This is a genomic window from Paenibacillus vandeheii (assembly GCF_030433635.1).
GTDB classification, from domain to species: Bacteria; Bacillota; Bacilli; order Paenibacillales; family Paenibacillaceae; genus Paenibacillus; species Paenibacillus vandeheii.
In genome coordinates, this window is the sequence record NZ_JAROCD010000008.1 from 34,323 (window position 1) to 47,502 (window position 13,180).

Genomic DNA, 13,180 nt, shown 5'->3' on the forward strand with positions numbered 1-13,180 from the left:
TCACTGCATGAAAGCCCTTTCATTTGAATAATTTAATTATAAATTTACATCACTATGGAAACTATATTCGAATTATAGCTCTTTCCGAGAAAAGCTCAGGTTTTCTTGTATTCATTAGGAGACATGCCCATGCGTTTCTCAAATTGTTTTAAAAAATGATGGTAATTGGCGTATCCAACCTGTTCCGAGACCTCGCTATTTTTGTACTGATTCTTCTGCAGCAACCGACACGCCTCCTCTACCCTCAGGTTATGAAGCAGTTCATTGAATCCGATTCCATTTTTGCGAATCAACAGTTGCCCTAAATAGGCCGGATGCAGGAAGAAACGTTCCGCCAGCATCTTAATGGTCAATCCCTCCCGGAAATGTACATGAATATAATCGTTGATATCCTGTACAATACCCTGTGCTTCGAAGACGCTCTCTTTAAGCAAAAACTCAAAGCAGACTCTTCCACACGCATGCAACATGCCAACTAAATCATCAAAGGTTAACAGTGCTTCATCCAGATCCGGTATTTCGAACAAACGGTAATTCTCTGAATCTTCTGCCATTTGCGCCCTCATATAAGCCCGAATTTCATGAAGAAGGTAAATCACAAATTTTCGGGCTTCATCCGGGTGAACCCGCATCTGTCGAAAGGATTGCTCAATAAACTCCACAGCGGATTGGAAGTTGGCGTAATCAATGAGCTGAAGTGCTCCCAGTACTCGCTCGACCAGTTCGACCTGTTTGTTATGCCTTTGAAAATCGTGGTGCTGGAGATCGGCATAATCCATTATGCTGTTCCCTTGCACTTCATAAAAGGCGTGCAGCAGCGCCTTCTCGGCTGTTATTCGGGAGTTGCTGATAAGATGAAGAGAGGATTCGGTTGTGCCAATCGCCATATATGTACGAAAGCCCGCCAGACGGCGAGCCAGTGCTTCTAATTGTTTTCTTAAATTCCCGCTCGTTCTCTGAGGTTCGGAGGAAACATCGCCGAACACAATGGACAAGAGATCATTTCGCAGACGAATGATATAAATGACATGTTGTCCGCTCAGAACCTCTGAAGCAATACTAATCAAGCGGCCAACCTCTTTCTCGGACACCTGAACCAGGCACACATTCCAGGATTCAGCTGACCGGGACAGGGACTCCATGAGTTGAGTACCTTCTGTAGACAGCACTTTGCCCATCAAAGCCTCCTTCATCGTCAACATTTCCTGCTCTCTCAATGCAATCTGTCCAATATAAAGCTGCTCTTGCTCCTTCATTAGTTCGATGCTCATCATGCGAACCTCGGACTTCGCCTGTTCCTCATCCAATGGTTTTAACAGATAACCGGAAACTTTGAATTTAAGCGCTTTTCGCGCAAACTCAAAATCGCTGTACCCCGTAAGAATAATGAACTTGGTCGACCAATTCCCTCGATGTCGCCATTCTTCAATCATTTCTAGTCCATTCATCACTGGCATATGAATATCAACCATAACAAGATCCGGCTTAAGCTCTTCCATTCGTTGCAACCCTTCCACCCCGTTGCCGCATAAAGCGCATACCTCAAAGCCAAGACTTTCCCATGGAATCCACAGCTCCAAGCCCTCTAGCGCCCATGGCTCGTCATCAATCAGCAGCACTTTAAATGCCATTGTCCCTACCTCCTTTTGCTCCCTGATACTCCAGCAGTTGTAATGGAATTTCGAAGGATACCTCTGTTCCCTCACCTATTCTGCTCACCAGGTTAAAGCTCACTTTATCGTCATAATACAATTCAAGACGACGATATACGTTGCGTATGCCAATATTACTTCCTCCACTCTCCTCTTTGCTCCGCATATGATACAGAACCTCTTGTAGCCGTTCCTTATCCATGCCTTTGCCATTATCGGATACAACAACACGCAAGCGCTCGCTTACAACTTCTGCTTTAATCTTCACATAGCCAAGTCCTTCAATGGCTTGAATTCCATGTTTACAAGCATTCTCGGCCAACTGCTGGATACTCATTTTTGGAATTCTATACTGCCTCGCCTCATCGCTAATATCAATGTAATATTCAAACTTATCTCGAAAACGGAATTTTTCAATTCCCATATACATGACCGTAAAACTCATTTCCTCTTCCAGAGTGACCACATCATCCTTCCAATTCAACAGGCGGCGAAGCAACTTGGAGAGGTCCTTAATAATATCTTTGACATCCGCATAATTGTTTTTGGTGCTGACCACCAGTAGCGCATTAAGTGTATTGAATAAAAAATGAGGATTCATCTGGCTTTGCAACAAATTTAGCTCAGCGCGAATGCGCTCGGCCTCCTGACTCCGCTGCTGAATTTCAAGCTTGTACACATTATTGATCAGGGAATGGATCTGCGCGGTCATCATATTGAAATTACGAATTAAATGACCTATCTCATCCTGTCCACCATCAATGTTGATCAGATCAAATTTCTCGTTCCCCACCTTTTGCATATGTCTGGACAGACGCTTTACTCGATAATTGTATGAACGCAGCATGACATAGATGAAGATGGAGGTAACCAAAGTAATGATACCGGCCAACATGCCGAAATAAAGCTTCATGGAGAACATCGCTTGTTTGACACGTGTTTCCTGAGGCACGCCGATGAGCTTCCAACCTTTCACATAGCTGGCATTACCAATCGGAACGATATGTAGATCCTTTTCCGCTACCTTGCTCATATCGAACAACGCATAATCACTGTCTACCTCGCCCTGATACTTGTCATCTGCAGACACAATAATCTGATTCTTGGCGTTGACCAGATACAGGTCCAGCGAACTTTTCTCTCTCGCAATAACGTCATAGAATCGATTAAGGTAAAAATCAATCCGCACCAGCTTCTCGTAAGAATTGTCTACGTTGTAATAGTCCATTTTTTCAATCACACTAAAATATGATGAGGTCGCCGCGCGATCGTTCGCCGCCTGATCGCGATAAGCGAGCACACTCAGTGATTCCCCTGCCTTTTCCCATTGTCTGAACCAGGCACTGGCGTACATTGAGCTGTCCAAATAATAATAATCTCCTCCAGACACGATGGTTGGGTTATTCGTGTAGATGCCGATCCGCTGGATCTGGTTGTTCACGGGGATATAAGATGTCACCCTATGGCGAAGCTGTTCATCGAACGTATTGTAGAAATCCAGTTGACCATTGTACACACGATCCATGGATTCGGACAACAGCTTGTCCGTGATTAAGGCGTGACTGACAGCGATACCCCCGTCAATCATGGTGTGAATGTCCTTTCTAGCCCGCTCCAGCGATATTTGCAAATTCTGCTCTTCCCGTTCCTTGATCAGCCCTGACATACGATCCATGAACAAATAATTGCTTGCAATAATCGGAAGCAAAATACCGATAACATATATCAGCGTAAACTTGTAGTTCAAAGGTATATCGTTCACGATGCCGCGCAATCGGAATTTCTTAAACATGTTTTCAATCGCCATCCTTCATTCGTTACTTGTCGAGTGGATCTATGGTTGTTTCCGATATGCAGAAGGAGCCATGCCCGTCATGCGCTTGAACTGACTTACAAAATAGTCAGCATTGGGGTACCCTGAGTTGACCGCAACTTCGGCTATGCTGGAACAGCTCTGACGCAGCAGTCTCTTGGCCTCCTCGATCCGTTTATCATTCAGATATTCCCGAAAAGACTTGCCAGTCTGCTGCTTGAAGGCTTGCCCCAAATAATTGGCATTCATATGAAATTTCTGTGCAAGTTCTTGAAGCTGAAGCTTCTCCCGAAACTCTTGGTTAACATACTGCACCACACGAAAAATGGTGCAGCATTCCTTTTCTTTCCGCTGCTCCTGCAAAGCTCTCAAAGCGTTGAGACTTAATATAAGTGCATATTCCCGAAATGCAGGAAAGGAGTCAATGTCGGTTAAGACGCCCAACGTATGTTGTAACTGCAAAACAAACCTCTCCACATCTCCATCCAGCTCCTTCAGTTGCTTGAGAACTCCCATTTCAAGGGCAAGCAATTGCACCCGAACATATTCTATATCCGACGCAGGCAGCCCTGAGTCTGGATTCACCAGCAGTTCATGTACCTCTTTCTCCAGTCCATCCTCTTGACCCGTTAAAATGATTTTAAACAGGTTAGTCAAAGCTTTTTGGTTCACAGTCGCCATGCTGCCATCCCTTGGCAGATCTTGATCGTAAATAATGCCGCTTCCTATCTGATAACGCTTCCATTTTAGCGCAGAAAATGCTTTTTCATAGGCCGTCCGCATAGCAACTACTCCACCTGAATGATATGCAAATGCCACAATAATTGTTGCTTGACTGGAGTACATCTCAAACAGGGTGCTCCCTAACCTCTCAAGCCAACTCAGAGAATCATCCATTTCAGCAGCAAAGACCCCAATTCTTCCTTCAACATCCATATAAAGTTCGTAGTGCTGAACGCTAGCAATACGCTGTATCTGTGACTTGATGTCCTCATGGCAAGCATCTGTTTCAATTAAAAGGCAGGCCATGTTCTCATGACCTTCCATTTGCATAATACTTTTCACTTCAGCTTGCAGTTCACTGCTCTCCTCACCCCGAAACAGGCGGTTGAACAAACAGTTTACATATAAAGTGCGCTCGTGTTGATGCAATTTCTCTGAGGCAAGCTCGTTCTGAATTTTACGACTCATCTGTTCTAATACGTTTTCAATCTCAACCTCATCAATGGGTTTGAGCAAATAATCCTCTACACGCTGTTCCAGCGCTGTTTTCGCATAATCGAAGCGTTCGTATCCGCTTAATATGACAAATCGCGGCGGTTTGGCTAATTTTTGTATAGAACGATCAATCAGTTCAAGTCCGCTCACCGAAGGCATATGAATATCTGTAAACACCAGGTCTGGCTGAAGATCCTCAATAATGGCCCAAGCAGCGTTTCCGTTCTCGGCTTCTCCACAAATTTGAAAACCGTATTTGTTCCAATCTACCATTGTTCGCAGACCTTCCAGTACCCATGGCTCATCATCCACCAACACAACATTCATCATTCTTGTTTCCCCCCGTTAATAGTGATGAATAATCTGCTTTTACCTTGGACACAAACATGGATCATTGCACACTGGAATGTTTATCTGTAGCTTTATGTACCCATTCGAAGATTATTCAGGTTCAATTCTGTCATTGTACACCTCAATTAGCGACTTTTATATAAGCATAACATCCGCGAAAAGAAAACCAATACTTCAAACCAATTCACCATAATTTTTAAAGAAAATGCTTTAATTTGAAGAGTAACCCAGCTTGTATGCACGCCCTGACAACTGATCTAATGTCTGTGAGCAAGGATGTTGATCAGCTTACCAAATGGATCGCGGACATAGAATCGACGAACACCCCAGGGCTCATCCGTAAGATCATATTCTATTGTGTAACCAGCACTTTTCATGCGTTCATACACTACATCAACATCATCGACTTCAATCGAAAGATCAGGTGTAGGTGTATTGGAGCCCCCTTGAGTGGCGATACTTATTTGAACGTTCTCCTTTCCGAGTAAACCGTATGTTTCAATCCAGCCATGATTCATCAATAAATCAAGTTCAAGCACGTCCTGGTAAAAGCTTTTTGCTGCTGGAATGTTCTGCGTATTAATATTAGCGACAATTCGTTTTACCCTCATTTTCAGAACCTCGATTCAAATCGTATATTCTTCGCAAGCCCAAAGCCAAATCCTTATTTTACATTATCATCTAGTACCACGTTATTCAATTGGAAACCAAGAAATCGGTTTTGAATAGGTTTTGTGATCCCTATCTTGATTGGTGGATGGATTCTACCTAGAAACGCAAAAGACCTTAGCTCGCTGTAATTTATACGGGCGCCAAGGTCTTTTAGATTTTGTTATTCCTTAAATATCTCATTAAAAATGCTACATCTATTCTCATCTATTTCGATTCAAGAATGTATCGATTCCATTTCTGCTGCCAGGCTATATCGTCCCAGAAGGGATGATGCGGCGCACAGTTAGAGCACAGAGTCATTCCCCAAAAACCAAGAGTCATTCCTTTTCGTACTGCGTACTCTGCAATAAATTTCCCGACAGGCCCTTCCTCAAATCCGGCTAACAGCGGCGTATAACCGACATAACCTTCTCCAATAACGACCGGTAATCCGGAATGAACGGCCCATTCGTGAGCTTCTTCCAAGCGCATATCTGCCTTTTGCAGCATAGCCAGCTTATGTTTACTATAATTGTCGTATAAAAAAAGATCCCATTGATCCGGCTCCACCCAGTCATGCAGATAGAGCAGTTTTAGCCCTACCGGATTGCCTTCCATCCTCCATTCCTGGCCGCGCGGCAGCGTATACTCTTCGAATAGAGGCGCATCCTCCCGCAGGATCGATTGGACGAGCAAGCCCGGAAAAGGCGCCTGCTCATCATCCAGTCCGGCTGCTTCGGTTAATTCATTCAATACCCCTTTGATATACAGATGGAAATGTGCAACCTGTAAATTTCCCGCTACATAACATTTGGGATATGCTTCGTTTAATGTATAGCTTGCTGTCATCAGGATATCCGGATGGGCCCTTCTGAGATATCCGACGGCCTCTTCAATATATGGCTGCATGGCTTCCACAAGAGCTGGTACATTGGATGGGACAATACCTTGAATGATTCCTATGGCAGTCAATTGCCCGAACTCCACCTCATTATGCAACTCCGCATAGATAATCTGTTCATCGTATCCTTCCGCTTTTAAATACCGGATAAGCTGATCCAGGGATTTGGCAATAGCCATAAACCGGTTCTCCGGAGCGATGGAAGCCAGCTCGTCGCGCAGTGCGGGAAAGGCCAGGAAGCTGGGGCTCTGTTGATATTCCCACGAAGATAACATGATATAACAACCATGGGCCTTGGCCTGTCTGAACAATTCTAGCAAATGCGCATGAGGATACCTTCTATGGACCATCGCCCCTTGATGATTAGGCTCCATTTCGAGAACCAACTCAAGTTCGGTTTCGGCTTCTTCATCACGGCCAAGCCCCAGAAGTCCCAAGCCTCTCATGTACCGGCAATGGATTACATTGCGACGGTTCAGGTCATCTTCAAATACCAGAAAGTCTGGCAAGGATACGGCAAAGTAATCCATTTTGATGTCATCAAACATATGCTTTTCAGCATAATCAATCAGTTTATTGAAACAGCGCTTGGCTTCCTTCGCGTTTGGTCATCTTCTCGATCTTACCGAGCTGAGCATTAAGGATTTACCACGATCTGTTATCCAATGATGCTATATGCTAAGTCCAGTTGCAATCATTTATATCAATGCCAAACTCATCGGCTACTTCACTGATGAGCTGGATATATTCTCCTGGGTTCTCGTATTCCGCAGCCTTTTGAACTAAATTGAAAGCTACAGCAAAGGCTTGATCAGGATTTTTCGAAAATTCATTTCTTATTTGCTGTTTGCTCAAAGGAGCCGATGCTATATTGCTTTTTACTACTTGCGAATAGGATGCAATTTTCTTTCCATTTAAGGTGCGTTCATGGTTTTTATAATCATTTATTTGTTCAGACAACCTTTTAAATCGATTATAAATTTCAATATGATCAGCTGAATACGGGCTATCGCTTTTCTTGTTCCACTCCCTAATCTCGTACAATTCTATTGCGTGACGCAAAGCATTAGCCAGATCACCATACGTTTCCGAATCAACCCCCGTTAGATCGAAAGAGTGCAAGACAGCTAGTTCAGGATATTTCCCCTTCTCATTTCTAGTGATTTTCATTGATACACCGCCTATTAATTGATATAAATTACTTCAAGTCCAGCTGATCGACTCCACAGCTGCCTCCAGATCCTCAACACCAGGAGTCGTATAAATCATCGTCATAGCAATATTCGGTTCTCCGTTTTCCTTAAAATGCCCCATTAACAAAGCGACTTTTTGCAAATCATTACCGGCTGCAATCAGATCGTGACCCAAGGTGTGTCTAAGGGCATGGCAAGTTAAATGTTCAATTCCTATCTGCTGGCGATATTTTTCAATAATGTGTTGCACCCCGCGTACGGACATGACCCTTGAACGTTCGGAATTAAATACATATGGTCCAACTTCTTCCCCTCGACCACTAAGATAACTTTGTAGTGCAGAACGAACTTCAGAGTTAAGTGGAACTTCTCGATCCTTAAACCCTTTTCCTCGTACATAAACCGATCCTGAACGCGGATTAATCTTTAATTCTGTTTCAAGGAGCTGGCATGCTTCATGCACGCGTAACCCAGCTCGAAGCATCAGCACAATCAAGGCATATTCTTTCTTGTTCCTTGATTCTCGAACTTCCCTAAGCAAAGCATTCTGTTCATTCCTCGTAAGCCACTTTGGAGTACGTCTCGCTGCCGGTGGTTTCTTAATCGGCCCCACTGGATTATCAGGTATGAGACCCAGTTTGGCGTAATATTTGAAAATTGCATTGAGATGTACAAAAGTGAGCTGCATTGTGCTCAGCTTATGGCTTGAGATCTGACTAATATTCTGTGGTACAATAATAAGAAAAAAAGCGAGATGAGTTATGGCCAAAGTTATTTTAGATCTCTCACACTTGGAATACATAATGTCCTGTCTACCAAAAAAATCCATGACATATATCGGTGAGCAAGCATACAGAATCATTGAAGATTCCATGCCTTAGAAAAAAAGAAAATGAATGTTTAGAGTTTGAATGGTTTTTTAATCCCCAAAACGAAGAATTACCTCTAAAGAAATTCATTGATTTACCACTTAATACTAAGAGTCTACATGTCTCGGACTTTTTTGGAACATATACCGATCCTGTATACGTAAGAGTAATTAATGCACTGCTCGCGCGAAATTGTTACTACATCCACCAGCTTCTTGATCTAACCATTTTTCAAATCGAATGCACGCGAAGACTAGGAAAACGAAGCCAACTGGCAATTCTTCGTGCATTACAGCAGAAATAAAGACCTTCTATAATGAAGGTCTTTATTTCTGCTGTAATTTGGAAGCAACAACTCCCTCACATCTTCAGGCGTAGCTAAAAAACCATTATTTTATTGTTTATTACAAATTATAGAATTATTTTGTAACCTTTTTCCTTTTCTAGCGTTTATATTTGTGAGGGAAAACCTCAAAAACGATATAGGGAGTGTGAATTTATTGAATTTCAAAAAAACTTGGCTAATTTTTGGTACACTTGCTCTAAGTTTTAGTTTAATGGGAAGTGCGTCTGCTGAAACTAATCCAGAGACGACAATGGACTTACAAGTACAGCAAAGTGACATTCGTTATTACGAAACCTTATCTGATTCGCCTGAAGAAGAAAAGAAAAAAGGTCTACTTGAGCATAAAGAAGCTATCGAACTGGTAACTCAACATATGAAGAAGCATGATAGTTTAATAGAAGTAGATTTTGATAATGTTGATTACCAAAAGTATGTTATTTCTTTGGCATTTGCCTTTGATTTTAATGATGAAGACAATAAAAAAGTTGTAAATTTTGCCAAGTTTATGGATTGGTACGAGAATTACGGAAAAAATGAAAAGATTAAAGATTATGAAAAAAAGCTTAGCCAGAGAGCACAGCTTTCAACTGAAGAAATAATTGATTTAGACGGACTCCTTCCGATACAAGACAATGCACCGACTACTGTTGATGATGGGCTTATATCCACAACATCATCACCTGAAGAAGAAACTGCGTCTACCTTCGCTGTATCAGCAAATGGGTATAATAACATTGCAGCCCGTGATTATGCTTACAATTGGTGGAATGGAAGAAACACTGTTTATTCGACCTATTACGCTGAAAAAGTCGGTGGTTGTAACGTCTCTGATGGCCAAACTTGTTGGAATAAATGGAACGATTGTGCCAACTTTGTATCACAAGCACTATATGCTGGAGGAATGAAATTTAAATACGGAGCTAGTTTTACGAGCGATGAATCCTGGAATTTTGGTTCGCTTATCCCCTCGCATACATGGGGCGGTGCCCATAATTTTTATAAACATTGGAAAACCCGAGCAGGAGTAGCTTCTACTGTCTCTGATTTGCAAACCGGAGATGCAGTAAGCTTGAATACTGACACTGATGCTGACATCGATCATACAGTTATCATCACGAAAAACACAGGTAATAGTAGTGCCAACAAGTATATAACACAGCATTCTTGGGATCATAAGGAAGAAAGAACACTTGCCGATATGTTCAGCGAAGGTTATGGCGTGTATGGCTATGAAATAGACAAAGCCACTAATTAAATAAAAACCAGCCTCCACATATAAGTGGACAGGCTGGTTTTTTTTCCTTATTTGTCTGCAATATTGACGACATTATCATCTACACGATAAAGGACATAATTACTATTCCATATTTCCGTAGAAATAATAGCTTCTTTATTGTCTTTCTTAAAGAAAAATGCAGCCCCTTCCTGCTGCTTGAACTGCCAGCCTTCCCTCTCCATTCGATCTTTAAGAATTTGATTACTGTTCATTTTTAGTCCAAGGTACTGCCCCTCTTCATCCATCTGAACAATTGATACATCCGTTGTATTTAACTTATACATAAGTTTTAAATTGTTATAACCAATGTTGTTGACGTATGTTGCTCCAAATACAACTAAAAGAATAATAAACCCAATAAAGCTAAATAAAATAATCTTCCATTTTCTCTTCATCCGTTCCCCTCCCAGATAATATTTGCACTTATTATTTAAACGGTCCTGAACATCAAATAGTTACACAAGAAAAAAAACGACTAATATATCTATGCTTTATTTATCTACTCCCCGTATGCAAGATGCAGAGCAGCGGCAGTGTTGCCTGGCCAACTCAACGGTTAGCTGTCAAACCAATTACAAAAGAACACTTGGCTCTTATTTCGAGAGATTAAACATCCATTAAATAACCGTGATCCCCTGGAAATATCCATCAATTCGTCTAATGATCCACATAATGTTGATCGGCTACCTGGACGCGACGGTCATCGTGGATAGATTGCCGGCGCAGTGTGGACCCGGGCAGCTCGCAGATCATATATTGTTATGTGAGTTTTCATAATCGATTCAATACAATAACGGGCACGAACTGTTTCAGAAGGCTAACTGAAGCACTACGCCTGGTCTCCTGCAGCTGCATCCAGGACGCCGGCTGCACGCAGTCAACCCAGGCGATCGCCCAGGCGTGATCCGGATCCGCACCGGTTGGTCAACATGCACCGACTGAAGGTTCCTTCATTTCTATCCAAAATGCCGCACGAACACGACAAATGGATCGGCTGTTATCCAAATAAAATAAGTATCAGTCAGCCATTGGCCGACAGATGCGTATAATCAACCTCCCATGCCATGATTGTAATTACATTTCATCACGCTCTTCCACCTTCTATTATCCTTGGACTCAGGATCAAATAATATTGATTGAATGATTGATTTACTTCCAAGTCAGCTCCGCAGTGGGCATTAGTGATCCCTATTATTTCTCCCGGCTTTTCAAGAAGATATCGGGATTCTCCCCTTCCAGCTATCGGAAGATTCCAAAAGGCTAGTCCGCGGAAATCCCCCCTTTTTCCCTTGATTACACACAATAAAAAAACCGTTGAATCTTTGAATTAAAGTTCAACGGTTTTAAATTCATCTAGGATCAATATATTCTCAATTAAAATCAGGATCAGACTGCGTATGTTGAGGCGTGTGATGCGAGACTTTTTTAACTAATAGGAAGTACGTAACAATCGCAACGAGACTGGTCATTAATAAAGTGAGTCCAAGCGGAACGGCAGTGTCTTCACCTGCGATACCAACCAGAGGAGCAACTAAGGCGCCTAAAAGAAAAGGAACAACTCCGAGAAGTGCAGCTGCACTTCCAGCCATCTTGGCTTGACTCTCCATCGCAAGCGGAAATGCCGCTGTAGACGTAATACCTATGGAGCAAACAAAGAAGAACAACGGAATAACCAAAGCGAACAGCGGGCCATGAACTAAGGTTACCACCAAAGCTGCAACACTTGCCGCTAAAGCAAGCCACAGTCCAGATAATAGGAGAGTCTGCTCAGGTATACGTTGTGCCAACCGACCTACAATTTGGGAACCAATGATCAAGCTGATCCCGTTTGAAGCAAACAATATCGCAAATACAGTGGGTGTCACTCCATAAATATTTTGGTAAATAAATGGTGTTCCGGCTACATATGCAAAGACCCCGGCCGTCATGATTCCTTGTGCCAGCATATAGCCCACAAACTTGCGATCTCGTAGAAGCGTTTTGTAATTTCCCAGCTGTTGTTTGAAGTTTGCAGCCATACGTCGTTCGGGAGGGTTTGACTCCTTTAAACCCCATTTGGTCATGATTAATAAGAAAACGCCCAAAAATGAGAGTGAGATAAACACACCAATCCATGTCGTGAATGAAAGAATGCCGCTTCCGGCGATCGGTGCTGCCAATGGCCCCAAATTTCCTACTAGCAAAAGCAAAGAGAAGAATTTAGTGAGTTCATGCCCACTGTAAAGGTCCCTAGCTATCGCACGAGAAATAACAATTCCTGCTGAAGCCGCGAAACCTTGAGTGAAACGAAACAAAATTAATAGTCCGATATTAGGAGCATACGCGCATGCCAAAGAACAAATAATATAGGCCGCCATGGAGATTAACAACGGTTTACGTCTACCGTGAGCATCACTCAAAGGACCCATAACGAGTTGTCCCATACCTAGCCCTAATAAACAAGCTGTAAGACTAAACTGGACAAGTGATGCACTTGTATTGAAATTCTTTGCAATCTCAGGAAATGCCGGTAAATACATATCAATCGTAAATGGACCTAATGTTGAAAATAAACCCAGCAGCATTGCCAGGCCAAATACATTCCAATTAGTGCTCTTCATCATTGTTGATTAAATCTCCAATTCATTACATCATTTATTTTATTTGAATCGTCATTACTACAATACATTTTGTGTGAATTATCCTCCTTACCCTGTTCACACCTCCATTAGGTTAAAAACAAAGAATCAAATGAGTTTGATCTATCTACGTTTTTCATAGAATTAGTTTGAACCTTACAAATTGTAACTGCCCCACTCCAGAAAAGCCACTTATTTTTTCTTTCATATTCGGAGTATAAGGCATAGAGTTAACTGTAAGTCAAATCATAAATTTTAAAGCAGATTAAGCAAAAACACCTCCAAGAAGATC

The 13,180-nt window shown here is 42.2% G+C and carries 10 protein-coding genes and 1 pseudogene; 2 read left to right on the forward strand and 9 right to left on the reverse strand.

Translation table 11 applies throughout. The features are described 5' to 3' along the window. Positions 1 to 95 precede the first annotated feature (95 nt). The 7 genes from P5G61_RS16810 to P5G61_RS16840 form a co-directional block, all read right to left on the reverse strand. Entirely contained in the window at positions 96 to 1,631 is a 1,536-nt protein-coding gene (locus P5G61_RS16810) for a response regulator transcription factor (protein ID WP_301247581.1), read from the reverse strand. Then, positions 1,621 to 3,444, reverse strand: coding sequence for a sensor histidine kinase (locus tag P5G61_RS16815; RefSeq protein ID WP_079348999.1), 1,824 nt, complete (start codon positions 3,442 to 3,444; stop codon positions 1,621 to 1,623). The genes P5G61_RS16810 and P5G61_RS16815 overlap by 11 nt, the downstream gene beginning before the upstream one ends. Before the next feature lie 42 nt (positions 3,445 to 3,486). Next, positions 3,487 to 5,013 (reverse strand): response regulator transcription factor, encoded by a 1,527-nt coding sequence (locus P5G61_RS16820; protein ID WP_301247582.1) that lies wholly within the window; start codon positions 5,011 to 5,013, stop codon positions 3,487 to 3,489. Positions 5,014 to 5,291: 278 nt separating this feature from the next. Continuing rightward, complete coding sequence (locus tag P5G61_RS16825) at positions 5,292 to 5,645, reverse strand: VOC family protein (RefSeq protein ID WP_301247583.1); 354 nt, start codon at positions 5,643 to 5,645, stop codon at positions 5,292 to 5,294. A 265-nt stretch (positions 5,646 to 5,910) separates the two neighbouring features. After that, positions 5,911 to 7,134, reverse strand: coding sequence for a cellulase-like family protein (locus P5G61_RS16830; RefSeq protein WP_301247584.1), 1,224 nt, complete (start codon positions 7,132 to 7,134; stop codon positions 5,911 to 5,913). Positions 7,135 to 7,264: 130 nt separating this feature from the next. Further along, positions 7,265 to 7,756 (reverse strand): hypothetical protein, encoded by a 492-nt coding sequence (locus P5G61_RS16835; protein ID WP_301247585.1) that lies wholly within the window; start codon positions 7,754 to 7,756, stop codon positions 7,265 to 7,267. Between the two features lie 33 nt (positions 7,757 to 7,789). After that, the gene (locus P5G61_RS16840; RefSeq protein WP_301247586.1) at positions 7,790 to 8,653 is read right to left on the reverse strand and encodes a tyrosine-type recombinase/integrase; all 864 of its coding nucleotides are present in this window, start codon (positions 8,651 to 8,653) and stop codon (positions 7,790 to 7,792) included. 495 nt (positions 8,654 to 9,148) lie between these two features. Between P5G61_RS16840 and P5G61_RS16845 the strand changes: the two genes are divergently transcribed. After that, positions 9,149 to 10,249, forward strand: a complete 1,101-nt coding sequence (locus P5G61_RS16845; protein ID WP_301247587.1) for an amidase domain-containing protein — start codon at positions 9,149 to 9,151, stop codon at positions 10,247 to 10,249. Between the two features lie 47 nt (positions 10,250 to 10,296). Here the strand turns inward: P5G61_RS16845 and P5G61_RS16850 are convergent, their stop codons facing one another. Further along, the gene (locus tag P5G61_RS16850; RefSeq protein WP_301247588.1) at positions 10,297 to 10,665 is read right to left on the reverse strand and encodes a hypothetical protein; all 369 of its coding nucleotides are present in this window, start codon (positions 10,663 to 10,665) and stop codon (positions 10,297 to 10,299) included. Positions 10,666 to 11,429: 764 nt separating this feature from the next. On the opposite strand from P5G61_RS16850, the pseudogene P5G61_RS16855 reads away from it, so the two are divergent. Continuing rightward, a pseudogene (locus tag P5G61_RS16855) lies at positions 11,430 to 11,534 on the forward strand (helix-turn-helix domain-containing protein); the annotation flags it as partial. Positions 11,535 to 11,640: 106 nt separating this feature from the next. Here P5G61_RS16855 and P5G61_RS16860 read toward each other — a convergent pair. Next, positions 11,641 to 12,873 carry a multidrug effflux MFS transporter gene (locus P5G61_RS16860; RefSeq protein ID WP_301247589.1) on the reverse strand — a complete coding sequence of 411 codons (1,233 nt, stop codon included), beginning with the start codon at positions 12,871 to 12,873 and terminating at the stop codon, positions 11,641 to 11,643. Positions 12,874 to 13,180 lie beyond the last annotated feature (307 nt).